At 71.3% G+C, this 25,494-nt stretch carries 23 protein-coding genes; 13 read left to right on the top strand and 10 right to left on the bottom strand.

From position 1 onward, the window contains the following. Window positions 1-28: 28 nt before the first annotated feature. The 4 genes from ACN6LD_RS21275 to trhA form a co-directional block, all read right to left on the bottom strand. A complete protein-coding gene (locus tag ACN6LD_RS21275) occupies window positions 29-754 on the bottom strand; it encodes a Mut7-C RNAse domain-containing protein (protein ID WP_445044010.1) in 726 nt (241 codons plus the stop codon). Between the two features lie 33 nt (window positions 755-787). Beyond that, on the bottom strand, window positions 788-1,489 hold the full coding sequence (locus tag ACN6LD_RS21270) for a TetR/AcrR family transcriptional regulator (protein WP_445044009.1): 702 nt from the start codon (window positions 1,487-1,489) through the stop codon (window positions 788-790). Window positions 1,490-1,493: 4 nt separating this feature from the next. Next, window positions 1,494-3,122 carry an MFS transporter gene (locus tag ACN6LD_RS21265; RefSeq protein ID WP_445044008.1) on the bottom strand — a complete coding sequence of 543 codons (1,629 nt, stop codon included), beginning with the start codon at window positions 3,120-3,122 and terminating at the stop codon, window positions 1,494-1,496. Window positions 3,123-3,234: 112 nt separating this feature from the next. Then, complete coding sequence (trhA, locus tag ACN6LD_RS21260) at window positions 3,235-3,948, bottom strand: PAQR family membrane homeostasis protein TrhA (protein WP_319188208.1); 714 nt, start codon at window positions 3,946-3,948, stop codon at window positions 3,235-3,237. Window positions 3,949-4,264: 316 nt separating this feature from the next. Between trhA and ACN6LD_RS21255 the strand changes: the two genes are divergently transcribed. The 6 genes from ACN6LD_RS21255 to rfbD all read left to right on the top strand — a co-directional run bounded on the left by ACN6LD_RS21255 (window position 4,265) and on the right by rfbD (window position 11,113). Further along, on the top strand, window positions 4,265-6,088 hold the full coding sequence (locus ACN6LD_RS21255; RefSeq protein WP_319188206.1) for a phosphoenolpyruvate carboxykinase (GTP): 1,824 nt from the start codon (window positions 4,265-4,267) through the stop codon (window positions 6,086-6,088). A gap of 176 nt (window positions 6,089-6,264) precedes the next feature. Beyond that, on the top strand, window positions 6,265-7,212 hold the full coding sequence (gene rfbA, locus ACN6LD_RS21250) for a glucose-1-phosphate thymidylyltransferase RfbA (protein WP_319188204.1): 948 nt from the start codon (window positions 6,265-6,267) through the stop codon (window positions 7,210-7,212). Next, entirely contained in the window at window positions 7,209-7,808 is a 600-nt protein-coding gene (locus tag ACN6LD_RS21245) for a dTDP-4-dehydrorhamnose 3,5-epimerase family protein (RefSeq protein ID WP_319188201.1), read from the top strand. Before rfbA ends, ACN6LD_RS21245 begins: the two co-directional genes overlap by 4 nt. Before the next feature lie 241 nt (window positions 7,809-8,049). After that, window positions 8,050-9,075: a hypothetical protein gene (locus ACN6LD_RS21240; RefSeq protein ID WP_445044007.1), complete on the top strand. Its 1,026-nt coding sequence runs from the start codon at window positions 8,050-8,052 to the stop codon at window positions 9,073-9,075. A gap of 158 nt (window positions 9,076-9,233) precedes the next feature. Next, complete coding sequence (gene rfbB / locus ACN6LD_RS21235; RefSeq protein WP_319188198.1) at window positions 9,234-10,208, top strand: dTDP-glucose 4,6-dehydratase; 975 nt, start codon at window positions 9,234-9,236, stop codon at window positions 10,206-10,208. Then, a complete protein-coding gene (gene rfbD, locus ACN6LD_RS21230; RefSeq protein ID WP_319188196.1) occupies window positions 10,205-11,113 on the top strand; it encodes a dTDP-4-dehydrorhamnose reductase in 909 nt (302 codons plus the stop codon). Before rfbB ends, rfbD begins: the two co-directional genes overlap by 4 nt. 75 nt (window positions 11,114-11,188) lie before the next feature. Here the strand turns inward: rfbD and ACN6LD_RS21225 are convergent, their stop codons facing one another. The 3 genes from ACN6LD_RS21225 to ACN6LD_RS21215 form a co-directional block, all read right to left on the bottom strand. Next, window positions 11,189-12,463 carry a glycosyltransferase gene (locus ACN6LD_RS21225; RefSeq protein ID WP_445044006.1) on the bottom strand — a complete coding sequence of 425 codons (1,275 nt, stop codon included), beginning with the start codon at window positions 12,461-12,463 and terminating at the stop codon, window positions 11,189-11,191. A 311-nt stretch (window positions 12,464-12,774) separates the two neighbouring features. Then, window positions 12,775-13,218 (bottom strand): SCO4983 family protein, encoded by a 444-nt coding sequence (locus tag ACN6LD_RS21220; protein ID WP_445044005.1) that lies wholly within the window; start codon window positions 13,216-13,218, stop codon window positions 12,775-12,777. A 90-nt stretch (window positions 13,219-13,308) separates the two neighbouring features. Further along, window positions 13,309-14,520 (bottom strand): pyridoxal phosphate-dependent aminotransferase, encoded by a 1,212-nt coding sequence (locus ACN6LD_RS21215; protein ID WP_306949564.1) that lies wholly within the window; start codon window positions 14,518-14,520, stop codon window positions 13,309-13,311. 124 nt (window positions 14,521-14,644) lie between these two features. On the opposite strand from ACN6LD_RS21215, the gene ACN6LD_RS21210 reads away from it, so the two are divergent. Then, window positions 14,645-15,274, top strand: coding sequence for a hypothetical protein (locus ACN6LD_RS21210; protein ID WP_445044004.1), 630 nt, complete (start codon window positions 14,645-14,647; stop codon window positions 15,272-15,274). 143 nt (window positions 15,275-15,417) lie between these two features. Continuing rightward, window positions 15,418-16,281, top strand: coding sequence for a S1 family peptidase (locus ACN6LD_RS21205; protein WP_445044003.1), 864 nt, complete (start codon window positions 15,418-15,420; stop codon window positions 16,279-16,281). Between the two features lie 22 nt (window positions 16,282-16,303). On the opposite strand, the gene ACN6LD_RS21200 is transcribed toward ACN6LD_RS21205, so the two are convergent. After that, window positions 16,304-17,929, bottom strand: a complete 1,626-nt coding sequence (locus tag ACN6LD_RS21200) for an N-acyl-D-amino-acid deacylase family protein (RefSeq protein ID WP_445044002.1) — start codon at window positions 17,927-17,929, stop codon at window positions 16,304-16,306. Between the two features lie 22 nt (window positions 17,930-17,951). After that, window positions 17,952-19,226, bottom strand: coding sequence for an amino acid deaminase (locus tag ACN6LD_RS21195; RefSeq protein ID WP_319188186.1), 1,275 nt, complete (start codon window positions 19,224-19,226; stop codon window positions 17,952-17,954). 171 nt (window positions 19,227-19,397) lie between these two features. Between ACN6LD_RS21195 and ACN6LD_RS21190 the strand changes: the two genes are divergently transcribed. From ACN6LD_RS21190 to ACN6LD_RS21175, 4 genes are all read left to right on the top strand, one after another. Further along, window positions 19,398-20,501, top strand: a complete 1,104-nt coding sequence (locus tag ACN6LD_RS21190) for a sugar kinase (protein WP_445044001.1) — start codon at window positions 19,398-19,400, stop codon at window positions 20,499-20,501. Beyond that, entirely contained in the window at window positions 20,498-21,271 is a 774-nt protein-coding gene (locus ACN6LD_RS21185) for an IclR family transcriptional regulator (RefSeq protein WP_319188184.1), read from the top strand. Before ACN6LD_RS21190 ends, ACN6LD_RS21185 begins: the two co-directional genes overlap by 4 nt. After that, window positions 21,268-21,678 carry a RidA family protein gene (locus ACN6LD_RS21180; RefSeq protein ID WP_319188182.1) on the top strand — a complete coding sequence of 137 codons (411 nt, stop codon included), beginning with the start codon at window positions 21,268-21,270 and terminating at the stop codon, window positions 21,676-21,678. The genes ACN6LD_RS21185 and ACN6LD_RS21180 overlap by 4 nt, the downstream gene beginning before the upstream one ends. Before the next feature lie 134 nt (window positions 21,679-21,812). Then, window positions 21,813-22,499 (top strand): hypothetical protein, encoded by a 687-nt coding sequence (locus ACN6LD_RS21175; protein WP_445044000.1) that lies wholly within the window; start codon window positions 21,813-21,815, stop codon window positions 22,497-22,499. A 28-nt stretch (window positions 22,500-22,527) separates the two neighbouring features. Here the strand turns inward: ACN6LD_RS21175 and ACN6LD_RS21170 are convergent, their stop codons facing one another. Further along, window positions 22,528-23,868, bottom strand: a complete 1,341-nt coding sequence (locus tag ACN6LD_RS21170; protein ID WP_319188178.1) for a M14 family metallopeptidase — start codon at window positions 23,866-23,868, stop codon at window positions 22,528-22,530. Window positions 23,869-24,148: 280 nt separating this feature from the next. Here ACN6LD_RS21170 and ACN6LD_RS21165 point away from each other — a divergent pair, with 280 nt between their 5' ends. Beyond that, a complete protein-coding gene (locus ACN6LD_RS21165) occupies window positions 24,149-25,483 on the top strand; it encodes an Nramp family divalent metal transporter (protein ID WP_319188176.1) in 1,335 nt (444 codons plus the stop codon). Window positions 25,484-25,494: the final 11 nt, after the last annotated feature.

Genomic DNA, 25,494 nt, shown 5'->3' with positions numbered 1-25,494 from the left:
CGGGCCGGGAGGGCGGCGCCTCGGCGGGTCAGCCCGGGAACTCGGCGAGGGCGCGTTCCACGATGGCCTCCAGCTGGTCGTGGTGCGCGCCCTTCCAGTACGCGCGTCCACAGGAGCGGCACTGGGCGAAGACGTCGTAGTTCTGCTGGGTGCCGTGTTCGAGCTGGTCGGCGACCTCGTCCTTGGCGGCCTGGCGCAGCTCGCCGTTGCAGGCGGTGCACCTGGTCCACGGGCGCAGCGCGGGAGCGAACCGGTCGAGGACGTCGCGCAGTTGCTCGGCCGGGTCGGTGCTGTACACGTAGCCGCCCGCCCACAGTTCACGGCGGCGCAGCAGACCCCGGTCCCGGCTGAGCATGACGCGCCGTTCGGCTGCCGAGCGGGCGGCGAGCGCCGGGTCGCCGATGTCGGTCGACTCGTACGCCGTGTCCACGCCGAGCAGGCGCATCCGGCGGGCGAGGGTGCCGAGGTGGACGTCCAGGAGGAAGCGCAGCGGGGCGCCGGGGACGCGCTGCGGGCGGCTGACCGGGCGGACCTCGACGGACTCGCCGTCGGCGGGGATGTGCGAGACCGGCGCCTCGCGGCCGTCGACGATGAGGGAGCCGACCTCGGTGAGGGGCACCCCGAGGGACTCGACGACATGGCCGAGCGTCGACACGCCGTCGACGGCGAGTGCGGTGGCGCCGGCGCGCCGGGCGTGCGGGACGAACAGGGCCAGCTCGGGGGCGACTTCGACGCGGATCTCGGGTGCGTTCACCAGGTCAGGATGGCATGGGGGAAGGGCGGTGGCTCAGGGGTTTTCCCTGCCCGGAGCCGGTTCCCCGCGGCTTTTCCGGCGGCTTTCCCGATCGTGTTCGTGGCCGTGTTCGCGGTCGTGCTCCAGGCCGTGGGCGAGGACGTCCAGGGCACGGTCGAGGAGGGCGGGGAAGTCGCCCCGGTGGCCGTTCTCCGCCCAGTACATGGACGCCTCCATCAGGCCCCCGATGAGCGACATCGCGTGGACGCGGACTTCCAGGCTCTCGGGATCGCGGCCGGTGCGCTCGGCGATCGCGCCGCAGAGCAGCCGGCCGGTGACCGACATGCTCTCCATCATCCGCGAGCGCACCGCCGGAACCCGTACGAGCAGGTCGGTGCGCAGCCGCGCCACCTCGACGTCGTCCTCGACGCCGGTGCGGGCGGCCGCCAGCATCACCTGACGGATGGACTCCGTCCACGGCTCGTCCGCCGGACGGACGCGCAGTTCCTCCAGCAGGACCTGGTCGTACTCGTCGGTGAGGACGATGTCCTCCTTGGCGGGGAAGTAGCGGAAGACGGTCGACGGCGACACCTCGGCCCGCTCGGCGATCTGGTCGATCGTCGTGGCGTCGTACCCCTGTTCCCGGATGAGCGCGTAGGTCGCGGTGCGGATGGCCTCGCGGGTCTTGAGCTTCTTGCGCTCGCGCAGACCGAGTCGGGGGCGGTCGGCGGGGGAGCTGGTGCGTGCGGCCGTCATGGGCTCATTGTCGGGCATCGCTCCGCGGCGCGACCACGTCGGGACCGCCGTCGGGACCGCCGTTCCGGGGACCGGCGTCGCCGGGGCCGGTGTTCCGCGGACCGGCGTCCCGCGCGTCCGGGGCCTGGACCCGCCCGCTCCCCGGCAGGAACGCCGCCGCCAGCAGCGCGGAGGCCAGTGCGGCGGCCGCGCAGACCAGCAGGACCACTCCCATGCCGTGGACGTAGGCGTCGTCGGCGGAGCCGGCGAGAGCGGTCAGGTGGGTCCGCTCGGCGATCAGGTGAGCGGCGATGACCGATTCCCCGGCGGTGTCGGCGGCCCCGGCGGGCAGCCCGGTGACGTCCAGGCGGTCGCGGAAGGTTCCGGCGAGCAGGCTGCCGAGCAGGGCGATGCCGATGGCGCCGCCGACCTGGCGCAGGGTCATCAGCAGTCCGGAGCCGCTGCCGGCGCGGTCCGCGGGCAGGGTGCTCAGGGCGCCGGCCATGGCGGGCACGACGGAGAAGCCGAAGCCGACGCCGGCGACCGACAGCCACAGCGCGGTGAAGCCGTACCCGGAGTCGGCCGTCGTGCGGCTGCCGAGCAGCGCGGCGAAGGCCAGGATCGTCAGGCCCGCGCTGACCACGGTCCGCGCCCCGAACCGGGCGACGACCGGCTGTGCGGCGCGTGCGGCGACCACCAGCCCGCCCATCATCGGCAACAGGCGCACCCCGGTGCCGAGGGCGTCGTTGCCGAGGACGGCCTGGAGGTATGGCGGCAGGACGAACAGCAGGCCGGAGAGCACGAACATGACGAGGGTCGCGGCCAGGGTGTTGAAGAGGAAGCCGCGCTGGGCGAGCAGCCCCATGTCGAGCATGGGCCGCGGCGACCTGCGCTCGCGCAGCACCAGCGCGGCGAGCAGGGCGACGGCCGTGCCGGACACGGTGAGGACGAGGGGGTCGCCCCAGCCGCGGGCCGGCGCCTCGATGATCGCGTAGACGAGCGCGCCGAGGCCGGCCGCGGTGAACGCGGTCGAGGCGGCGTCCACCTGGGGGGAGGCCGGGTCCCGGGTCTCGGGCAGCAGGAAGAGGCAGGCGGCGATGCCGATCGCGGCCATGGGGAGGTTGATGAGGAAGACCGAGCCCCACCAGAAGTGGTCGAGCAGCCAGCCGCCGATGATCGGTCCGAGCGGCAGGCCGAGCGTGGATCCGGCGGAGACGATGCCGACGGCCTTGGTGCGCTCGTCGGGTGCGAAGAGCGAGGGGAGGACCGACAGCCCGAGCGGGATGACGAGCGCGGCGCCGACGCCCATGACGGCGCGGGCGACGACGACCGAGGCGACGTCCCCGGCGAGGGCGCCGGCGAGTGAGCCGGCGAGGAAGATCCCGAGGCCGGCGATGAGCATCCGGCGGCGGCCGAACCGGTCGCCGAGGAGCCCGGCCGGAAGCATCAGCGCCGCGAAGACGACGACGTACGAGTCGGCCATCCATTGCTGCTCGCCGGTGCCGGCGCCGAGCTGTTCCGCCATGGTCGGGAGCGCCACGTTCAGGATCGTCGTGTCGAAACCGAGCGTGAGCATGCTCGCGACCAGGGCGGCCAGGGCCCACCAGCGGCGGGGGTCGGGCGCCGGGGCGGACGTGTTCATGGGAGCAACCATGAAATGAGAGTAGCTGTCAAAAAGTGGTTGATGTCAATAAGGAGTCTCTTCCAGGGCATGCAAAACGGCCATGGCGGGGACGCCATGGCCGGAAAAGGGTGCGGGGGAGCGGTCAGCCGTGCTGGTAGGCCACCAGGGAGATGCCGACGTAGTGCACGACGAAGGCGGCGAGGGTGAGGGAGTGGAACACCTCGTGGAAGCCGAACCAGCGCGGTGACGGGTTGGGGCGCTTGATGCCGTAGATCACGCCGCCCGCGCTGTAGAGGAGGCCGCCGACGACGACCAGGACCAGGACCGCGATGCCGCCCGTGCGCATGAAGTCGGGCAGGAAGAACACGGCCGCCCAGCCCATCGCGATGTAGCAGGGGGTGTAGAGCCAGCGGGGAGCACCGACCCACAGGACCCGGAAGGCGATCCCGGCGAGCGCCGCGGCCCAGATGCTCCACAGCAGCCACCGCCCCTTGCTCCCGGGCAGGAGCAGCATGGTGAGCGGCGTGTAGGTGCCCGCGATGATCAGGAAGATGTTCGCGTGGTCGAGTCTGCGCAGGACCCCGTCCATCCGCGGGCTCCAGTCGCCGCGGTGGTAGAGGGCGCTGACCCCGAACAGCAGGCAGGCCGTCAGGGCGAAGATTCCGCAGGCGACGCGGCCGCGGGTCGAGTCCGCGAGGGCGGTGAGGATCAGTCCGGAGACGAGGGCTGCCGGGAACATGCCGAGGTGCAGCCAGCCGCGGAGCTTGGGCTTGATCTCTTCCGACAGGGAGTGCGCGACGGACGCGGCGCGGGCGGCCGGCGTGTCCATGGGCGCGTCGGGGACGGGCGCAGTCATGGGGGGAATCGTAGCTACGGAACCGTAAGTTACGCGTCAGTACGACATGGCCGATGGCCAGGAGTGGTCATCGTCTCATGAAGTCCGGGTAAACGGCCGGCCGTGTGAACGTCACGGGAACGCAAAGTGACGCCTGTACACGTGGCCATCCTCACTCCGCTCACTTGTGAGGCCCTCTGGACATATGCGCATCACAGTCGGATGATCAAATGAGTGCGGTCGGCACCGGATGAGCGCCAGGGTTCACCACCGTGAAGCATCCGGGTCGCAGCCCCCACGGGGCCTCCAACAAAAAACCCCTCTTTTAGGAGCAATCGTGGCGCGCGACATCGCGGCTCCCCCCGTCATTCCCACCCAGCACCAGGAACTCGTCTCCTGGGTGAACGAGATCGCCGAACTGACGCAGCCGGACAACGTGGTCTGGTGTGACGGATCCGAGGCCGAGTACGAGCGCCTGTGCGGGGAGCTCGTCGAGAAGGGCACGTTCAAGAGGCTCGACCCGATCAAGCGCCCCAACTCCTACTACGCGGCCTCCGACCCGACCGACGTCGCCCGGGTCGAGGACCGCACCTTCATCTGCTCCGAGAAGGAGGAGGACGCCGGTCCCACGAACCACTGGAAGGCCCCCGCGGAGATGCGGGAGATCTTCTCCGGTGAGAAGGGCCTGTTCCGCGGCTCGATGCGCGGCCGCACGATGTACGTCGTCCCCTTCTGCATGGGCCCGCTCGGTTCGCCGCTGTCCGCTGTCGGCGTCGAGATCACCGACTCCGCCTACGTCGCCGTGTCCATGCGCACCATGACCCGCATGGGACAGCCGGTCCTGGACGAGCTCGGCTCCGACGGCTTCTTCGTGCGTGCCGTGCACACGCTCGGAGCGCCGCTGGCCGAGGGCGAGGCCGACGTGCCGTGGCCCTGCAACTCGACCAAGTACATCTCGCACTTCCCCGAGAGCCGCGAGATCTGGTCCTACGGCTCCGGCTACGGCGGCAACGCCCTGCTCGGCAAGAAGTGCTACGCCCTGCGCATCGCCTCCGTCATGGCCCGCGACGAGGGCTGGCTGGCCGAGCACATGCTGATCCTCAAACTCACCCCGCCGCAGGGCGAGTCCAAGTACGTCGCCGCCGCCTTCCCGAGCGCCTGCGGCAAGACCAACCTCGCCATGCTGGAGCCCACCGTCTCCGGCTGGACGGTCGAGACGATCGGCGACGACATCGCCTGGATGCGCTTCGGCGAGGACGGCCGGCTGTACGCGATCAACCCCGAGGCCGGTTTCTTCGGCGTCGCGCCGGGCACCGGTGAGCACACCAACGCCAACGCGATGAAGACGCTGTGGGGCAACTCGGTCTTCACCAACGTCGCCCTCACCGAAGACGGCGACGTCTGGTGGGAGGGCATGACGGAGGAGACCCCGGCCCACCTCACCGACTGGAAGGGCAACGACTGGACCCCGCAGTCCGGCGTCCCGGCCGCCCACCCCAACGCCCGTTTCACCACGCCCGCGGCGCAGTGCCCGATCATCGCGCCCGAGTGGGAGGACCCCAAGGGCGTGCCGATCTCGGCGATCCTCTTCGGCGGCCGCCGCGCGAGCGCGGTCCCGCTGGTGACCGAGTCCTTCGACTGGAACCACGGCGTCTTCCTCGGCGCGAACGTGGCGAGCGAGAAGACGGCCGCCGCCGAGGGCAAGGTCGGCGAGCTGCGCCGGGACCCGTTCGCCATGCTCCCGTTCTGCGGCTACAACATGGGCGACTACATGGGCCACTGGGTCGACGTCGCCAAGGGCAAGGACCAGGCGAAACTCCCGAAGATCTACTACGTCAACTGGTTCCGCAAGAACGACGAAGGCCAGTTCGTCTGGCCCGGATTCGGCGAGAACAGCCGCGTCCTGAAGTGGATCGTGGAGCGTCTGGACGGCCACGCCGAGGGCGTCGAGACCCCGATCGGCATCCTGCCGACGAAGGAGGCCCTCGACACCAAGGGCCTCGAACTCGACGACGAGGACCTCGACTTCCTCCTCACCGTCGACAAGGAGATCTGGCGCGAGGAGGCCGCCCTGGTCCCCGAGCACCTCAACACCTTCGGCGACCACACCCCGAAGGAACTGTGGGACGAGTACCGCGCGCTGGTGAAGCGCCTGGGCTGACCCGCCGACGACTCCGCGGCCGGTATGGGGATGCCCTGACCAGCGATCGTCACGACCGGCCGCGGTGCTGCACCGAACACCCCCACGACAGTCCTGCGTCTGTCGTGGGGGTTCGGTGTTTCGTGGGGTGGTGTTTCTCCCCCGGAATTCCCGTCCGGTCGGCCTATGGTGATGCCGTGCGCGGAATCCTGTTGGCCGGAGGCACCGGCTCGCGACTTTGGCCGTTGACCCGCTCGGTGTCGAAGCAACTGCTGCCGGTCTTCGACAAACCGATGATTTACTATCCGCTTTCCACGCTCGTCATGGCCGGCGTCCGGGACATTCTCATCATCACCACTCCCGAAGACCAGGGCCAGTTCATCAGGTTGCTCGGCGACGGCCGTGAACTGGGTCTGCGGCTGCATTACACGGAACAGAAACGCCCGGAGGGAATCGCCCAGGCCTTCCTGTTGGGCGCCGATTTCATCGGCGAAGAATCGGTAGCCCTGATTCTGGGCGACAACATCTTCCATGGGAGCGGCCTAGGCACCCGGCTGGCCCTGCACGGCGATCTGAAGGGCGGCCGGGTATTCGCCTACCAGGTCGCCGATCCCTCGGCGTACGGCGTCGTGGAGTTCGACGACATGGGCAGGGCGGTGTCCATCGAGGAGAAGCCGGCCCGGCCGAGATCCCGGTACGCCGTGCCCGGACTGTACTTCTACGACAACCGTGCCGTGGACATCGCCCGTGGCCTGCGGCCCAGCGCCCGCGGCGAGTTGGAGATCAGCGACCTCAACCGCGTCTATCTGGAGGCCGGGGCGCTGCAGGTCACCCGCCTCGACCGGGGCACCGCGTGGCTCGACACCGGGACCTTCGACTCCATGGTCCAGGCCTCGGAGTTCGTCCGGGTGATCGAGGAGCGTCAGGGATTCAAGATCGGCTGCCTCGAGGAGGCGGTCTGGCGGGCCGGCCTGGTCGACGACGACAGGCTCCGCGAGCTGGCCCGGCCGCTTCTGAAGAGCGGATACGGCCAGTACCTGCTGGGACTGCTGGAGGAAGCCCGGCACGTTGTCCCGCCCGTGCCGGGCGGACGCCCCCTGTGCGACGTGAACGGGCTGAGCGGCCGGAAGGAGGCGGTCGCGTGAGACCGCTCGGTATCGAAGGGGCGTGGGTGGACACGCCGACGGTGTTCACGGACGACCGGGGCCGCTTCCACGAGTGGTTCCGGGCCGACGTGTTCCAGGACGTCGTCGGCCAGGGGCTCCGGCTCGAGCAGGCCAACTGCTCCCGCTCCGCGCGCGGAACGCTGCGCGGCATCCACTGTGCGGCGGTCCCGCCGGGACAGGCGAAGTACGTCACCTGTGTCAGCGGCGCCGTCCTGGACGTGGTGGTCGACATCCGCGTCGGTTCCCCGGGCTTCGGGACGTGGGAGGCGGTCCGGCTCGACGACACGACGCACCGCTGCGTCTATCTCTCGGAGGGGCTGGGGCACGCGTTCATGGCGCTGGAGGACGACTCCACCGTCGTCTATCTGTGTTCGCGGGGATATGCGCCGCAACGCGAGTTCGGAATCCATCCGCTCGACCCGGCACTGGCCATCGCCTGGCCCGCCGACCTCGTGCCGCTCCTTTCGGACAAGGACGCGGCCGCGCCCACGCTGGAGCAGGCGGAGCGGCAGGGTCTGCTGCCGTTGTTCGAGGACTGCCTCGCGTTTCGCGGAATTCTCGGCAGCGACGCTTGACGGAGGCTGCCGTTCGGCGACTTCCACTCTTTCGGCGGAATGTCCGAGTGACGGCAAAGGCATGGACGCCGCCCGGGTGATCCGCACCCACTATATCGGACGATCATTCATAGTTCTTTCACAAAAGGTGAAGAATGTCCTCGTTGTTCGTGACCGTAGGTGAAGTGGCATGCGAGCGGCATGAAACTCACTCAGTGCGCGCTTGCTGTCTGATCCCCTCCCCATTGTGAGGAAGGTTCACTTGAACCGTAGAACGATCCGAATCTCGCGCCTGAAATCCGCCACGCTCGTCTCGGCGGGCGCGGTCGCCGTGGCGCTCGGCGTCGTCCCGAGCGCCGTGGCCGTCGCCGATGCGGCGAGCCGGCCCGGCGCCGACAGTTCCGTGGTGCGACTGCGCCCGATCGAGCGGCCCTCCGTGGCCATCGCCGACGCGATCCGCAGAGCCGGCGCCGAGGGCCAGGCGGCGGTGCGGCCCGAGCGCACCACGCGGTCCGCCGCCGTCGCAGACAGGGACAAGGACAAGGACAAGCACCACAGCGGCCGTGACCACGCCGGCCCCAGGGGACCGCGTGGCCCCCAGGGTCACGAGGGCAAGCCGGGTAAGCCGGGTAAGCCCGGCAAGCCGGGTAAGCCGGGGAAGCCCGGTCCGCAGGGACCGCAGGGCCCGCAGGGCTTCCAGGGAGCCGACGGCGCTGACGGAGCTGACGGCGCGCAGGGCACCCAGGGCTTCCAGGGCAACCAGGGCTTCCAGGGTGACGCGGGGGCGCAGGGCTTCCAGGGGAACCAGGGTTTCCAGGGTGACGCGGGGGCGCAGGGCTTCCAGGGGAACCAGGGTTTCCAGGGTGACGCGGGGGTGCAGGGCTTCCAGGGGAACCAGGGTTTCCAGGGTGACGCGGGGGCGCAGGGCAACCAGGGCTTCCAGGGCAACCAGGGCTTCCAGGGGGACACGGGCGCGCAGGGCTTCCAGGGCAACCAGGGCTTCCAGGGCGACGCCGGTCCGCAGGGCAACCAGGGCGGCGTCGGCAGCAACCTGTACGTCAAGACCGTGACCAACCCGGGGTCGGTCGGAGGGACGGCCGTGGCCGTCGTCTGCGATCTCGGAGACGTCGCCACCGGCGGCGGGGCCACACTGCTCGGCGGCGGCAGCCTTCGGGACAACTCCCCGACCGGCGGCACGGCCACTACGCCCCCCACGGGATGGCAGGCCGGCGTCACCGGCAACAACCCCATCCAGGCCTTCGTGGTCTGTGCGGACGTAGCACCGTAGTCCCCGGTGGACGGCGGTGCGGTACCGGCCGCCGGTCTCACCGGACCTGCGCGGCGCGCCCTTCGAGGCTTCGGCTTCGGAGGGCGCCGCCGCACGAAGACCCGTCCGACCGGCCTGCCCGGCGTCGAGCGCCGGGCAGCGAGAGAACTCGGAGAGCCATGCGCGTCCTGGTGACCGGCGGTGCCGGATTCATCGGTTCCGAATACGTCCGGCAGCGGTTGAGCGCGGATCCCGCGGCACGCGTCACCGTCCTCGACAAGCTCACCTACTCAGGGGTCGAGGCCAATCTGGCGTCGGTGGCGAAAGCCCCCGGCTACACCTTCGTGCGGGGCGACGTCTGCGACCCGGACGTGGTCGACCAGGTGATGGCGGGTCAGGACGCGGTGGTCCACTTCGCCGCCGAGTCGCACGTCGACCGGTCGATCGAGGGGGCCGGTCCGTTCGTCCGCACCAATGTGCTGGGCACACAGGTGCTGCTCGACGCGGCGCTCCGGCACGGCGTCGGCCGCTTCGTCCAGGTGTCCACGGACGAGGTGTACGGCTCGATCGGCGAAGGGTCGTGGACCGAGAGCCATCCGCTGGCCCCGAACTCCCCGTACTCCGCCTCGAAGGCCGGCGCGGACCTGCTGGCCCTCGCCCACCACCGCACCCACGGCCTGGACGTCGTGGTCACCCGCTGCACCAACAACTACGGGCCGTACCAGTTCCCCGAGAAGGTCGTTCCGCTCTTCGTCACCCGCCTGCTCGACGGGAAGCCGGTCCCCCTGTACGGGGACGGCCGCAACGTCCGTGACTGGCTGCACGTCTCCGACCACTGCCGGGGCATCGACCTGGTCCTGCGCGGCGGCCGGGCGGGGGAGGTCTACCACATCGGCGGAGGCGTCGAGCTGAGCAACCACAAGCTCACGGGCCTGCTGCTGGACGCCCTCGGCGCGGACTGGGACCGGGTCGAGCACGTGCCCGACCGCAAGGGGCACGACCTGCGCTACTCGCTGGACGACAGCAAGATCCGCGAAGAACTCGGCTACGCCCCGCAGACGCCCTTGACGGAGGGGCTGGCGGACACGGTCGCCTGGTACCGCGCCCACCGCTCCTGGTGGGAGCCGCTGAAGGAGAGGGCCGCACCGCGATGACCACGAGGTGGCTGGTCACCGGCGCCCACGGGCTCCTCGGCCGGGACGTGCTGGCCGAACTCGCCGCCGATCCGGACGCCGCGGTGACGGGCCTCGGCCGCGATCGGCTCGACATCACCGACCCGGCCGCCGTTCGTGCGGCCGTCCCCGGCCACGCAGTGGTCGTCAACTGCGCCGCGTGGACGGACGTCGACGGCGCCGAGCGGTCCGAGGCGGCCGCCACCGCCGTGAACGGCACGGGCGTCCGCCACCTGGCCCGCGCCTGCGCGGACGGCGGCGCGATCCTGCTGCACCTGTCGACCGACTACGTCTTCCCGGGCGACGCCCGCGGGCCCTACCCCGAGGACGCGCCGACGGGCCCCGTGAACGCGTACGGCCGGAGCAAACTGGCGGGCGAGCGGGCGGTCGTCGAGCTGCTGCCGGACACCGGCTACGTCGTCCGCACCGCCTGGCTCTACGGCGAGCACGGTCCCAACTTCGTGGCCACCGTGCTCGGACTCGCCGCCCGCCGCGAGACCCTGGACGTGGTCGCCGACCAACACGGCCAGCCGACCTGGACCCGGGCGCTCGCCCGGCAGCTGGCCGCCCTCGGGCGCGCCGCGCTCACGGGGCGGGCACCGGCGGGCATCTACCACGGCACGTCGGCGGGCCGCACCACCTGGTGCGGCCTGGCGCGCGACGCCTTCCGGCTCAGCGGTCTCGATCCCGAGCGGATCCGCCCCGTCGGCTCGGAGAAGTTCCCCCGGCCTGCCGCGCGCCCGGCGTTCGGCGTGCTCGGCCATGGCGGCTGGCTGCGGGCCGGCCTGACGCCCCTTCCCCCGTGGGACGACCAGTTGGCCGCGGCCGTGAGGCTGCCCGCCTTCGCCGCACTGGCCGCCGCGGCCCGCACGACGCGACGGCCCTGAACCGACGCGAGACGCCCCGCGGGACCCGTGCGTCCGCGGGGCGTCTCGGGTGCGGCGGCCGAGGCCGCGCAGGAACTACACCAGCAGCGGGCCTCCGCACCGTTCGGCGCCGTCCTTCACCGAGATGAGGTTGGCGATCACGTAGGAGATGTTCTTCTCGGAGTGCCACTGGGACGGGAAACAGGTGGTCAGCCGGGAACTCTGGAACCTGGCCTCGATCTCGGGCACGAAGGCGCGGTACTGGTCGTCCGTGTAGTACCAGAAGGAGTTCTCGTTGTAGTAGGCGACGTGGGTCGGGTCCTGGTACGCGCCACGGCCGTCGGAGCTGGGGGTCGTGCTGAGGAGCATGCCGCCGGGCGCCAGCAGCCGGTACAGCTCGTTGATCAGGGGGATCTTGGCGGGCACGTGCTCCAGGAAGTCCACGGCCCGCATCAGACCCACGGAGTCGTCGGGCAGGTCCAGCCTGCCGGGCAGGGTCGCGACGATGTCGACGCCCTCGCCCGGGTACTGGTCCACGCCCAGGTAACCGGGCGGCTTCCGGTGCGCCGCTCCGAGGTCGAGCGCGAGCAGTCCTCTGCGGTACGTCCAGGCGAGGGCGTTGGCCTCGATGTACTTGTCGTACAGGGCGACCGTCTCGCTCTGGATGTGCGCGTTGGTCTCCGGGTCGCGCTGGGTGTTCGCCGGATGCATCCGCTGCAGGTACAGACAGCGGGGGATGTGGTGGAAGTCGCCGACGTGGAACAGACGGCACATCAGATCCTGGTCGTCCAGGACCGTGCGGGAGGCGTCGTACCCGCCGGCCGTCTCGTAGGCGTCCCTGCGGAACGCCCGCACGTGGTTGGGCGCGTACCAGATGTACGCGATGTTGTGCGGGGTCGGCGCCATCGCCCTGACCTGCAGCAGGGTGCGGCCGTCGACGCGCACGTCCTCGTAGTGCCAGCCGTGCGACTCGTTGAAACGGCTGTCGTCCCGTTTCCCGTCCTCGGTGATCTGCGCGGTGTTGCTGTAGACGAAGACGGCGTCGGGGTGCTCGTCGAAGGCCTTTCCGAGCTCCGCCAGGCACGCCTTCGCCAGCAGGTCGTCATGGTCGAGTTCCACCAGGATCTCGCCGCGGGCCAGTTCACAGGCTCTGCGCTTCGCCGCTCCGACGCCGGTGACCTCGTCCGCGATCTCGATCCGGACCCGGTCGTCGGGGCGCTCCGGCCGCCAGCGGGCGCCGTTGTTGAGCAGGACGATCCACTCCCAGTCCGGACAGGTCTGCGCCTGCAGGGTCGCCAGGCACTCGTCGAGGAATCGGGTTCGGTGGCTGGGGGTGAAGACGGAGAACCTCGGGGTGGCGGTCGACGTCATCTGGTGCTCCCTGCTCGGCTCGATGTTCGCAGGAGGCCGACTTCGAGCGGACCGCGGGCGTGCCGACGTGCCGGAGTCGACCACCGTCATGTGCGCCGACGTTACGAGTCCGCCGCGAGGACGCCGCCGTCCGGCAGGCGCTTGTGGTGTACAGATCACCCGAATGGGCGGACCGCGACGGGGCGCAGCGGGAGGCGGCGCCCGTCGGATGGGCGTGACACGGTCATGGCGCCCGGTCCGCGCGTCGCTGCGGGTGCACGCGGACCGGGGCCGTTCGAGGTCCCCGATGGGGGAGCCCCCCGGGAAGGGGGTCAGCCGGCGGCGCTCAGCTCCTGCTGCTCCGCCTGGCCCGCGGCGTGCGCGTCCATGCGCTGGGCCGCCAGGATCGCCACGGCGGTGTCCGCGCGGGACGCGGCGACGAGGAGGGCCCGGCCCGCGAGGGCGTGGGCTCGGTCGTGCAGGGCCACGAGGCGCGGCGCGGCGGCCGGAGCGGAGGCGGGGGCGGAGCGGACCTGCGTCCGCCCGCCGCGCAGCCGGGTCACCTGCTGCGCGAGCCGGGCTGCGGCGGCGTCCAGGTCGGCGGACGGCGCCGTGGCGCGCAGCTCGTCGGTGACGGCGAGCAGCGCCGCGAGATGACCTGCGAGCTGGATGTCCAGCTCCTCCTCGCGGGAGCGGTGGGGGAAGTCCGAGGGCGTGCCGGCCATCGTGGGGTGGACGGACCTACGGGAAGAAGCTGTGTGGATCGGCTCGTACATGAGGATGGCCTCCCGTGCTGTCAGGAAACCATCCTAGCTTAGATTTCGTCTAAAGTTGAGGAATTCGCGAAGTCACTGCCCGGATCATGTTTAAGGCTGGCTGTAGCCGTCCAGGAAGCGGGCGATCCGGCCCACCGCGTCCCGCAGGTCCGTCGCCGTCGGCAGGGTGACGACCCGGAAGTGGTCCGGCTCGGGCCAGTTGAAGCCGGTCCCCTGGACCACCATGATCTTCTCCCGGCGCAGCAGGTCGAGGACCATCTGCCGGTCGTCCCGGATCTTGAAGACGGCGGGGTCGAGGCGCGGGAACAGATACAGCGCTCCCTTCGGCCGCACACAGGTGACGCCCGGGATCTGCGTCAGCAGCTCGTACGCCGTGTCCACCTGCTCCTTGAGCCGCCCGCCCGGCAGCACCAGGTCGTTGATCGTCTGGCGTCCGCTGAGCGCGGCCACCACCCCGTGCTGCCCCGGCATGTTCGCGCACAGGCGCATGTTCGCCAGGATCGTCAGGCCCTCGATGTAGGAGTCGGCGTGCGCGCGCGGGCCGGAGATCGACATCCAGCCGACCCGGTAGCCGGCCACCCGGTACGCCTTCGACATGCCGTTGAAGGTGAGGGTGAGCAGATCGGGGGCGACCTTGGCGGTCGGGGTGTGCGTGGCGCCGTCGTAGAGGATCTTGTCGTAGATCTCGTCCGAGCAGATCAGCAGGTTGTGCCGACGGGCGATGTCCGTCAGCCCCCGGATCATCGCCTCGTCGTAGACCGCCCCGGTCGGGTTGTTCGGGTTGATGATGACGAGTGCCTTGGTGCGGTCGGTCACCTTGCGCTCGATGTCGGCGAGGTCCGGCATCCAGTCCGCCTGCTCGTCGCAGCGGTAGTGCACGGCGGTGCCGCCGGAGAGCGAGACGGCGGCGGTCCACAGCGGGTAGTCCGGCGCCGGGACCAGCACCTCGTCGCCGTCGTCCAGCAGGCCCTGCATCGCCATGACGATCAGCTCGGAGACGCCGTTGCCGATGAAGACGTGCTCGACGTCCGTCTCGATGCCGAGTGTCTGGTTGTGCATCACGACGGCCCGGCGCGCCGCCAGCAGGCCCTTGGCGTCGCCGTAGCCGTGCGCCGTGGAGACGTTGCGGAGGATGTCCTCCAGGATCTCCGGCGGGGCCTCGAAGCCGAAGGCGGCCGGGTTGCCGGTGTTCAGCTTGAGGATGCGGTGACCGGCCGCTTCCAGCCGCATCGCCTCCTCGAGAACCGGGCCCCGGATCTCGTAACAGACGTTGGCGAGCTTGGTCGACTGGATCACCTGCATGTCTGGGAGCTTACGGCCCGGTAACGCCTCCGGGGGCGTGTTTTCCGCCACGCGGGTCGGGTGGTTTGGGTCGTTATCGCCGGTAGCTGTCCCAGGAGTCACTCCTGTCCCTACAATCCGCGGCATGTTCAGGCCAGGTGAGAGTGGCGTGCCTCCGGTGCGGCCGATCGTGTACCACCCGTACGCCGAGACCGATCCGGCCTCCTATAAGCGGTACACCGACCCGGCGGCCGCCCACGGGTGGGAGAACGCCTACGACGAGACCGCCGAGCTGCCCAGGGTGCGTCCCGCGGAGCCGGCGTCGCGGCCGGAGCCGGGCGGCCGCGCGGACCGTCGGCGTGCCGCGCACCGCACGGGCGGCCGGCCTTCGCGCCGCGTGCTGGTAGCCGCCGGGGCGGTCGGGGCGGTGGCGCTGGCGGCGGTGGCGGCGGGGATGTCGTTCTCCGGGGATCCGGCCGGTGACCAGCGGGGCAGGCAGGGGGACACGCGCTCGGCGTCGGATGGCGCGGTGAGCCCGTCGGACGGGCCGGCCTCGGCCGGGAGCGGCTCCGCCGGGCCCGTGGAGCCGACCCCGTCCGCTTCGGCCGCTCCGGTGTCGCCGTCGGGGGGCGCGGCGTCCGAGGCGCCCTCCGCCGGGTCGTCGGCCGGCGCCGCCGCGAGCGGGGCGGCGACTGCCGCGGCCCCCGCTCCGGCGTCCGGTTCCCCGAAGGGCAACCCCGGGAAGGGCCGGGGCCGGGGCAAGGGGGGCAGGTAGGCCGGGGCCGTTCCCGGAGCCGCGATTCCCGCGGCTGAAAAGCGACCCTTGTTCTCTCCTCTCTGTGCACCAACAATGCGCATGACAAAACAGCGGGCGGCCGGAAGATCTCCGGTCGCCCTGTCGTAAGAGGGGACCCCCACATGAGAAAGCCTCTCGTCGCCGCCTGCTTCGCCCTGGCCATCGCCGGGGCGGGCGCGGCGCCCGCGGTCGCCGCACCGGCCGCGGCCGGAGCGGCCGCTCCCGTGCTCAAGGCCGCCACGCCCACGCTCAAGGCCGTGAACCTCGCCGGTACCGTCGCGCTCAGCAACTGCTCCGGCTCGGTCGTCCGCTTCCCCGCCTCCCTGGACACCGACCCCGCGCTGGTGCTCTCCAACGGCCACTGCCTGTCGACCGGGTTCCCGGAGCCGGGCGAGGTGCTCGTCAACCAGGCCTCCAGCCGCACCTTCGGCCTGCTCAACTCCGCAGGCACCAGGGTCGCGACCCTGCGCGCCAGCAAGCTCGCGTACGGGACGATGACCGACACCGACGTCTCGATCTACCAGCTCACCAGCACCTACGCGTCGATCAAGAACTCGTACGGGATCTCGGCGCTCACCGTGCAGGACACGCACCCGGTCGCCGGCACCGCCATCACCGTGGCGTCCGGCTACTGGAAGCGGCTCTACAGCTGCAACGTCGACGGGTTCGTCTACCGGATGAAGGAGGGCGACTGGACCTGGAAGGACTCGGTCCGTTACACCTCCGCCTGCCAGACCATCGGCGGCACCTCCGGCTCGCCGGTGATCGACCAGTCCACCGGCAAGGTCGTCGCCGTCAACAACACCGGCAACGAGGACGGCGAGCGCTGCACCGAGAACAACCCGTGTGAGGTCGACGCGAACGGCAACGTCACCGTCCGCAAGGGCATCAACTACGCCCAGGAGACCTACCTGATCCCGGCCTGCTTCAAGGCCGGCAACCAGATCGACCTGAACAAGAGCGGGTGCACCCTGCCCAAGCCGTAGGGCGGGGCGGCGGGGCGTTCCGTCACGTGGGACCGCGACGGACCGCCCGCCCCGCCAGCACGTCCGTGCGCCGGCCGTCCTCGACGACGAAGCGGCCGTCGACCAGGACGTGCGGGATGCCCGTGGGCAGGGTGCGCGGGGACTCGTACGTCGAGCCCGCCGCCACCGTCGCCGGGTCGAAGAGGACCAGGTCGGCTCGGTGCCCCTCACGGATCACGCCCCGGTCCGGCAGAGCGAGGCGGGCCGCCGGACGGCCGGTCAGGTGGGCGACGCACTCCTCCAGGGAGAGGATCCCCGACTCCCGTACGTAGTGGCCGAGATAGCGCGGGAACGTGCCGTACGCGCGCGGGTGCGGCTTCGCGCCCGTCAGGACGCCGTCCGAGCCGCCCGTGTGGACGCGATGGCGCATGATCGCGCGGACGTTCTCCTCGTGGCCCACGTGCTGCAGGATCGTCGGCCCGAGCCCGTCCTCGAGCAGCAGCCGGCGTGCCGTCGCCCACGGAGCCTCGCCCAGACGGGCGGCCGACGCGCCGACCGTGCGGCCGACGAAGTCGCCCAGCGCCGGATTCGTCACGCCGGAGATCTCGATCGTCCCCCAGTCCACCGGCACCCCGTGGCAGCCGTCCGCGCCGGTCACCTCCAGGTCGTGGCGGATGCGTTCGGCGCTCTCGTCGTCGGCGAGGCGGCGCAGGACCTCCGAGGGGCCGCCCGCACTCGCCCAGCCGGGCAGCAGGGCCGCGAGCGTGGTGCAGCCGGGCGTGTAGGGATAGGTGTCGAGGGTGATGTCGGCGCCCGCGTCGAGCGCCTCGTCCAGCAGGGCCAGCAGCTCGGGCGCACGCCCCTCGTTCACGCCGAAGTTCATGGTGGCGTGGGCCAGATGAAGGCCGCAGCCGGCCTTCCCGGCCAGCTCCACCATCTCCGCGTACGCCTCCAGCGCACCGGCGCCGTAACTGCGGTGGTGGGGGCAGTAATAGCCGCCGTAGCGGGCCACCACCCGGCACAGTTCCTCCAGTTCGGCGTTCCCCGCGTACATCCCGGGCGTGTACGTCAGCCCGGACGACATGCCGACCGCTCCCTGCTCCAGGCCCTCCGCCACCAGCCGCCGCATCCGGTCCAGCTCCCGCGCCGTGGCGGGGCGGTCCTCCCAGCCGACGACGAGGGCCCGGACCGTGCCCTGCGGGACGAGATACGCCGCGTTGACGGCGATGCCCCGGCCCTCCACGCCGCGGTCCAGCCGGTCCAGGTACTCGCCCACCGACCGCCAGTCGAAGTCGACGTCGTCGCCGGGGCCGTTCCAGCCGGCGATGGCGCGGCGCACCTCGTCGAGGGTGCGGTCGTCGACCGGCGCGTACGACAGACCGTCCTGGCCCAGGACCTCGAGTGTCACGCCCTGGGCCGCCTTGGCGCTGTGGTCCGGGTCGCGCAGCAGCGCCAGGTCGCTGTGGGCGTGCATGTCGATGAAGCCGGGGGAGAGGACCAGCCCTTCCGCGTCCAGCTCCCGCACGGCCTTCGGGCGCTGACAGCCCGCGGCCGACGCCTCCTTGACGATCGAGACGATCCTGCCGTCGTCGATCACCACGTCCGCGCGGTAGGAGTCCGCGCCCGTGCCGTCGACGACGTCGGCGTCCCGGATCACGAGGTCTTCCATGTCGGCCTCCGGCTCGGACGGGTCAGAAGTACGTGCGGATGTAGTCGACCACCGTGCCGTCCGCCTCGGCCAGCGGGATCAGCGGCCACTTGTCGAAGGACGTGCACGGGTGCGACAGGCCGAGGCCCACCCAGTCGCCGACCTCGAGGTCCGCCTCGTCCGTGGTGCGCAGCCAGGCGTGCTGGTCGGAGAGGGCGCTCACCGAGACGCCGGTCGCGGGGCGTTCGCGGCCGTCGCGGCGGATCACCTGGGCGAAGGGCAGGTCGAGGTCGTAGGCGGCGTCGCGCTTGCCCGCGTTGACGAACGCCTGGTCGGGGGTGGGACGGGAGACGACCTGGGTCCACAGCCGGAACGCGGGCTCCAGCGCGCCCTCCCCGGGAACCCGGTTGAACGGCGTGAGCTTGCGGTAGTGGCCGTCGTCGTGCGAGACGTACGCCCCCGAGCGAAGCAACTTCAGCACGGGGAGGGAGAGCGCGGGGATTTCGGCGAAGACGTCGGCGACCGTGTCGAACCAGGCGCTGCCGCCGGCGCTGACGACGATCTCCTCGCCGTCCGCGAACCGCCCCGCCGCGTCGAAGCCGGCGGCCAGGGCGACCAGCCGGCGCAGCCAGGCGCGCACCCGCTCCGGGTCGGCCGCCGGCACCTCGCCCTCGTAGCCCGCCACCCCGACCAGTCGCAGCGTCGGGACGGCCGCCACCGCGTCGGCGACCGCCGCGGCCTCCTCCTCCGTGCGCACGCCGGTGCGGGCGCCGTCGCCGGCGGCCAGTTCGACCACGACGTCGAGGGGCCGCGCGGCGCCGTGCAGGGCAGCGTCCATCAGCTCGACGCCGCGCACCGAGTCGACGTAACAGACCAGGCGGAACCCCGGGTCGGCGTCGAGTCCGGCGGAGATCCAGCGCAGGGCCGCCGGGTCCACCAGTTCGTTGGCGAGGAAGATCCGCCGGACGCCGTACGCCCGGGCCACCCGCACCTGGTGCGGGACCGCGAGGGTGATGCCCCAGGCGCCGCGGTCGATCTGGCGCCGGAACAGCTGCGGGGCCATGGAGGTCTTGCCGTGCGGCGCGAAGGCGAGGCCGTGCCGGGCCGCGTACGTCTCCATGAGCGCGAGGTTGTGCTCCAGGCGTTCGGCGGACAGGGCCAGCACCGGGGTCGGGAAGCCGCCGGAGAAGAGGTTGCGGCGCTGGGCTGCCAGCTCGCCGACGGTGAGGCCGTCGGCGTCCGGTGGGAGGCCCTTGAAGCGGTGGTCGACGCGTTCCTCGGCCAGTCGGGCGAGCGCCGCGATCGCCTCGGTACTCATGGAACCTCCCTGATCAGGAGCGTTGCACAGAATGCAACGTCCATTGCGTATGTCGCTGACTGCTGTCTAACATCTCTGCCGACGCGGGGTCAACGGATCCTCCCCAGCCCTCGGCCGGGGGACCCCCGTCTCGCTTCGCTCGCCCACACCAGCACGGGAGCCACGACGATCGTGACCGCCGACGGACCCCGCGACGCCCCCGACGCGTCCGCCGCCCCGCACGCCGCGCAGGCCGTGGACGCCGTGGACGCCGTGGACGCCGCGGACGTCGTGGACGTCGTCGCGCTCGGCGAGTCCATGGTCGCGTTCCAGCCCTCCCGTCCGGGGCGCCTCGCCGACGTGCCGTCCTTCGACCGGGGCATCGGCGGCGCGGAGTCCAACGTGGCCTGCGCACTGGCGGCGGCCGGTCACACGGCGCGCTGGGTCGGCCGGGTCGGGGCGGACGGCTTCGGCGACCACCTCGTCGAGACCGTAGGCTCCTACGGCGTCGACGTCAGCCGCGTCCGACGCGACCCGGACCGCCCGACCGGCGTCTACTTCCGCACCGCCGGCGACCGCTCCGGCGACGCCCACGAGGTGGCCTACTACCGGGCCGGGTCCGCTGCCTCCGCGATGTCCGTCGACTCCGTCGGCCTCGACGCCGTACGGGCCGGCCGGGTCCTGCACCTCACCGGCATCACCGCGGCCCTCTCCGCGGACTGCCTCCACCTGCTGCGCGAACTGACCGCCGCCAGGCCCGGCCGGCCGCTCGTCTCCTTCGACGTCAACCACCGGCCCCGGCTGTGGACGGACGGCGACGGCCCCCGCATCCTGCGGGAACTGGCCCGCGGCGCCGACCTGGTGTTCGTCGGCGAGGACGAGGCAGCCGACGTGTGGGGCCTGGACGGCGTCCACGCCGTACGGGCCGCGATCCCCGAACCCGAGCTGCTCGTCGTCAAACAGGGTGCGCACGGCGCGACCCTCTTCCACGGCGAACACGCCCTGCACGTCCCGGCCCCGCGGGTCGACGTCGTCGCCGCCGTCGGCGCGGGGGACGCCTTCGCCGCCGGGTTCCTCTCCGCCACCCTGCGCGGGCTGCCCGCCCGTGACCGGCTGCGGCACGGGCATCTGACGGCCGCCGCCGCCCTCGCCGTCCCCGGCGACCTCGCCGTCCCCCCGACCCGTGACCACGCCGATCGGCTCGCAGCCCTCGACGACACCGCGTGGGGGAGACTGCGACTCGGCCCGGGCTGGACGCAGGACCCGGCCGCCCCCGAGGAGGTAAGCACCCCATGAGCCAGACCGTCGACCGCGCCCTCAGCATCCTCCCGCTGCTCGCCGAGGGCCCCGCCGACCTCGGGCAGGTCGCCGACCGCCTCGACGTGCACAAGTCGACCGCCCTGCGGCTGCTGCGCACCCTCCACGAGCACGGCCTCGTCTACCGCCAGACCGACCAGCGCTACCGCCTCGGCGCCCGCCTGTTCGCCCTCGCCCAGGAGGCGATGGAGAACCTCGACGTCCGCGAGATCGCCCATCCCCACCTGGCCCGGCTGGGCGAGGCCTGCGGCCACACCGTCCACCTCGCCGTGTACGAGGACGGCGAGGTCCTCTACATCGACAAGGTGGAGAGCCGTTACCCGGTGCGCATGTACTCGCGCATCGGCAGGCCCGTCGCCGTCACGGTCGCCGCCGTCGCCAAGCTGCTCCTCGCCGACCTGCCCGAACCCGAGCGGCGGGCCGTCGCGGAGAGCCTCGACTACCCCCTCTACACGGCCCGTTCGACGCCCGACGCCCCCGCATACCTGCGCGAGCTGCAGAAGGTGCGGGAACAGGGCTGGGCCACCGACCTCGGCGGCCACGAGGAGTCCATCAACTGCGTCGCCGCGCCCGTCCGGGGCGCCGACGGCCGGGTGGTCGCCGCGCTGTCGGTCTCCGCGCCGAACGTCGTCGCCACCGCCGACGAACTCCTCGCCCTGCTCCCGCTGGTGCGCCGCGCCGCGGACGCCGTCAGCGCCGAGTACTCCGGCAGGACGCCCGTATCAGCTCCGGACAAGGACACCGTATGACCGAGAAGACCGCGCTCACCCCCGTAACCCACTCCACCCCGCCCGCGAAGTTCTCGCACGGCGTGCGCAAGGGCGACATCCTCCAGGTGGCGGGCCAGGTCGGCTTCCTGCCCGCCGAGCCGGGCCGGCCCCCGACGCCTGCCGGTCCCGGTCTGCGCGAGCAGACCCTGCAGACCCTCGCCAACGTCAGGTCGATCCTGGACGAGGGCGGCGCGGGCTGGGACGACGTGATGATGATCCGCGTCTACCTGACCGACACCGGGCATTTCGCCGAGTTCAACGAGCTGTACGACGCGTACTTCGAGGAGCAGGCCCTCACCGGCCCGCCCGCGGCCCGCACCACGGTCTACGTCGGCCTGCCGGCGGGCCTGCTCGTCGAGATCGACGCGCTCGCCGTCCTCGGCTGACACCGCCCCGGACCGGTGGGGCGGCCGTATTGAGCGTCTTCGTCTGGGTCTCTGACGGATCGCCGTGCGGAACTCCCGTAACGAAGTAGGGGCTGGCTGTGTCCGGCACAGGATCTTCGACCATACTGCCCGCTGTGGAGCAGCGCATAGGTTCGAGCAGCCAGCCCCTGGAGGGCGCCGGATTCGACCCGGCATTCGTCCCCGGGCTCACGTCGCCCGTGACCGCGGAGCCGTCCGACGCGAAGCCGGCCGAGGCCGACGACGCCGAGGCGGTCGTCGACTCCGAGGAGGTGGAGAAGAGCGGCCCCGACGCCGGGACCGACGCGGAGGCGGAGACCGACGCCGACGTCGATGTCGAGAGCGACGCCGAGGACGGTGAGGCGGAGGAACCGGACGCGGCCGCCGAGGGTCCCGTCTTCGAGGCCTCGGACCGCCGGGCGCGGATCGCCGCCGACGCCAGGGGCGTCCGGCTCCGCCTCGACGAGGAGGAGTGCGAGTTCCGCTGGGACGAGATCGGCGCCGTCGAGACCGAGACGCCGCGTTTCGGCAAGCGGTACACCGTCACCGTGCACACCCCCGACCGCCGCTGGTACCCGATCGAGATCGAGGCGACGGCCAGGGCGCGCTTCGCGGAGTGGGACGACCAGCTGGACGCGGTCCTCGACGCCTACTTCGAGGAGGGCGACGCGGACTCCGTGGACACCGCGGACTCCGCGGTCTCCGGTAACGACGACGCCGAGGTGACCGGGACGACCGAGCCGGCCAAGACCGACGCCAAGCCCGAGGTCAAGGCCAAGCCCGAGGCCAAGGACGCCGAATAGCCCGTCCCGGTCACGGCGCCTGCGCGCACTAGCTGCAGTACTGCGCCTGCTTGCCGATCGACCGGTACATACAGTCCGCGTTCTCCAGCAGTTGCAGCACCGCGTCCCGGTTTCGGGAGGTCTCCCGCTCGATGACCTCGTCGGGCGGGTAGAAACCACCTCCCGAACCGGACGACGGGTACATCTCGAAGGTGTACGAGAAGATCTTCTGCGTTCCCCAGAGGTAGTCGTCGATCGAGCCGTCGGTGATGTACAGGTCGCTGGACTGCTCGGCGGTGTACCCGTTGCTCGCGGCCATCTTCTGGCCGACGGCCTTGAACGCGGCGTTGTCGTCCGCGGTCATCCCGGTCGCCGTGTCGGAGTACGTGTAGCCGAACGGCCACAGCACCAGCTCGCTGTAGGTGTGGAAGTCGATGCCGGCGGTGATCTGCTGCCTGCCGCCCACGACCCGGCTGCGCACGAAGTCCGCGACGACCTTCACCTCGGGCGCGGACTCGGCTGACGCGCCCCGGTACGTCTCGGAGGACTTGCTGCCCGAAGAGCCGCCGCAGCAACCCCACTTGAAGTCCCAGTTCCGGTTGAGGTCCGTCCCGACGTACGAGGAACCGGAGTTGGGCTGCCGGTTCTTGCGCCACGACCGGTAGGAGCCGGTGGCGATGTCGTACTCGCCGCCGTCCGGGTTCAGGTCGGGGACGATCCAGATCTCGCGCCCGTTGACCATGTCGGTGATCCGGGAGTCGGTGCCGTACCCGGCGCTCAGCTCGCGCATCAGGTACAGGGCCATCTCCACGGTGAGGTGCTCGCGGGCGTGCTGGTGGTGGGTGAACAGCACCTCCGGCTCGGCCTCGTCGACGGCCACGTTGTCGCTGATCTTGACGGCCACGATGTCCCGGCCCTGGTACGACCTGCCGATGACCCGCTTGCTCATGATGTCCGGGCGGGCGGCGACGCGCTGGTCGATCTCCGCCGTCATCTCGGCGTAGTTGTGGTACTTCGAGTCGGCGGACGGGAAGTCGAAGAGCCGTACCTCGTCCTCGGCGACCCGGTCCGGCGCCGCGCCCAGAGGCGAGACCGCGTACCCCTGGGCGCGCAGCTTCCCGATCTGCTCGGCCCGGCCGGAGACCACGACGGTCTCCTCGTCGGCCTCGTCCACGCTCACCCCGGAGGCGGCGATCGCGGTGCGCAGTTGCGGGGTGCTGTGGTGGACGTGGATCTCGTACTGGCGGATGTCGTCGGCGGACGGCGCCGGCTTTCGGGCTCCGCCCGCCGACGCGTCGGTGACGGCCGAGAACGGCGCGGCCAGGGCGAGGGCCAGCAGGGCGGCGAGGGCGGTGCTTCTCGCACCGCTCCTGCGGATGCGCAGTCGCATGAACGCTCCTAGTGGGGAGTCGGAGTGTGTGGGGGTGCGGTGGTGCCGTGGTGCGACTGCCGCACATCGTCGATGCATGGCATGAACAGGTCAATAGGGCAAGGGGTGACAAAGGGGTGATGGCCGGAACCATGCGAAAAACGGCGCATGACCGGCCGTGAAGTGTAATTGCGCATGCACCCGCCGAAAGTGATCACACGCGAGGGCGAACTGAGCGCATCAGGTGGAGATCGGGCAGGCGCCCTTGCCGGACCGGCCGCTTTGCGCTTTCTTGACCCTCATGGCGGACACCACGGAACCCCCCACGGGCCACATCACGGACACCGAGGCACCATCCGGCATCGACCCGGCCCCCAGAAAGTCCAGTTGGAAGTACATCGGACCCGGCATCGTGGTCGCGGCGACCGGCGTCGGCGCCGGCGACCTCGTGGCCACCCTCGTCGCGGGCAGCAACTTCGGCTACACCCTGCTCTGGGCGGCCGTCGTCGGCTGCCTGGTCAAGATCTCCCTCGCCGAGGCGGCGGGCCGCTGGCACCTGTCCACCGGCCGCACGCTCTTCGACGGCTGGGCGGGACTCGGCCGTTGGACCACCTGGTTCTTCGGCGTCTACCTCGTCGTCTGGGGCTTCGTCTACGGCGCGGCGGCCATGTCCTCGAGCGCGTTGCCGCTGCAGGCGCTGTTCCCGGACGTGATGGGCCTCAAGTCGTGGGCCGTCGCCTGCGGTCTGGTCGGCCTGGTGTTCGTCTGGTTCAACAAGTACGCCGTCTTCGAGAAGGTCATGACGGTCCTGGTGGGCGTCATGTTCGTGGTCACGGTGTACCTGGCGGTCCGCGTCACCCCGAACCTCGGCGACGCCTTCGCCGGCCTGCTGCCGGTCCTGCCGGACGAGAAGGACTCCGTCCTCAACACGCTCGGCCTGATCGGCGGCGTGGGCGGCACCATCACGCTGGCCGCGTACGGCTACTGGGTCAATGCCAAAGGCTGGACGAACACGGGCTGGATGAAGGTCATGCGGCTGGACAACCGCGTCGCGTACGTCACGACCGGCGTCTTCGTCGTCGCCATGCTCTTCGTCGGCGCGGAGCTGCTGCACTCGGCGAACGTGTCGATCGCGAGCGGCGACAAGGGGCTCGTCCAGCTCAGCGACATCCTGGAGGCGAAGTACGGCGCGGCGACCGCCAAGTTCTTCCTCATCGGCTTCTTCGCGACGTCCTTCACCTCCCTGATCGGCGTCTGGCACGGTGTGAGCCTGATGTTCGCCGACTTCTACGCCCGCCTCCGCGGCGGCAGCGACACGACCGGCACGGAGGTCGCCTCCGGCGAGCGGGAACGCTCCTGGCCCTTCCGGGCGTACCTGCTCTGGCTGACCTTCCCGCCGATCGTGCTGCTCTTCCAGGGCCAGCCGTTCCGCCTGGTCATCCTCTACGGCGTGCTGGGCGCGGCCTTCCTGCCGTTCCTGGCGGGAACGCTGCTGTGGCTGCTCAACTCCTCGCGCACGCCGCGCGAGTGGCGCAACGGGCTGCTGAGCAACGCGATGCTGGTGCTGGCGGGGCTGCTGTTCCTGGTGCTGTGCGTCAAGCAGATCTGGGACCAGCCCTGGTCGGAGTTCTTCTGACCGGCCGTCAG

The organism is Streptomyces sp. SAS_272 (genome assembly GCF_052543235.1).
Note: the sequence above shows the minus strand (reverse complement) of the source record. Positions and strands in the feature narration are given on the sequence as shown.

Bases quoted from the DNA above. Each gene is read 5' to 3' on its own strand.
- ACN6LD_RS21270 (WP_445044009.1), bottom strand. From the start codon at position 1,489: ATGACGGCCGCACGCACCAGCTCCCCCGCCGACCGCCCCCGACTCGGT.
- ACN6LD_RS21265 (WP_445044008.1), bottom strand. From the start codon at position 3,122: ATGGTTGCTCCCATGAACACGTCCGCCCCGGCGCCCGACCCCCGCCGC.
- trhA (WP_319188208.1), bottom strand. From the start codon at position 3,948: ATGACTGCGCCCGTCCCCGACGCGCCCATGGACACGCCGGCCGCCCGC.
- rfbB (WP_319188198.1), top strand. From the start codon at position 9,234: ATGCGCGTCCTGGTGACCGGCGGTGCCGGATTCATCGGTTCCGAATAC.
- rfbD (WP_319188196.1), top strand. From the start codon at position 10,205: ATGACCACGAGGTGGCTGGTCACCGGCGCCCACGGGCTCCTCGGCCGG.
- ACN6LD_RS21225 (WP_445044006.1), bottom strand. From the start codon at position 12,463: ATGACGTCGACCGCCACCCCGAGGTTCTCCGTCTTCACCCCCAGCCAC.
- ACN6LD_RS21220 (WP_445044005.1), bottom strand. From the start codon at position 13,218: ATGTACGAGCCGATCCACACAGCTTCTTCCCGTAGGTCCGTCCACCCC.
- ACN6LD_RS21215 (WP_306949564.1), bottom strand. From the start codon at position 14,520: ATGCAGGTGATCCAGTCGACCAAGCTCGCCAACGTCTGTTACGAGATC.
- ACN6LD_RS21210 (WP_445044004.1), top strand. From the start codon at position 14,645: ATGTTCAGGCCAGGTGAGAGTGGCGTGCCTCCGGTGCGGCCGATCGTG.
- ACN6LD_RS21205 (WP_445044003.1), top strand. From the start codon at position 15,418: ATGAGAAAGCCTCTCGTCGCCGCCTGCTTCGCCCTGGCCATCGCCGGG.
- ACN6LD_RS21200 (WP_445044002.1), bottom strand. From the start codon at position 17,929: ATGGAAGACCTCGTGATCCGGGACGCCGACGTCGTCGACGGCACGGGC.
- ACN6LD_RS21195 (WP_319188186.1), bottom strand. From the start codon at position 19,226: ATGAGTACCGAGGCGATCGCGGCGCTCGCCCGACTGGCCGAGGAACGC.
- ACN6LD_RS21185 (WP_319188184.1), top strand. From the start codon at position 20,498: ATGAGCCAGACCGTCGACCGCGCCCTCAGCATCCTCCCGCTGCTCGCC.
- ACN6LD_RS21180 (WP_319188182.1), top strand. From the start codon at position 21,268: ATGACCGAGAAGACCGCGCTCACCCCCGTAACCCACTCCACCCCGCCC.
- ACN6LD_RS21170 (WP_319188178.1), bottom strand. From the start codon at position 23,868: ATGCGACTGCGCATCCGCAGGAGCGGTGCGAGAAGCACCGCCCTCGCC.
- ACN6LD_RS21165 (WP_319188176.1), top strand. From the start codon at position 24,149: ATGGCGGACACCACGGAACCCCCCACGGGCCACATCACGGACACCGAG.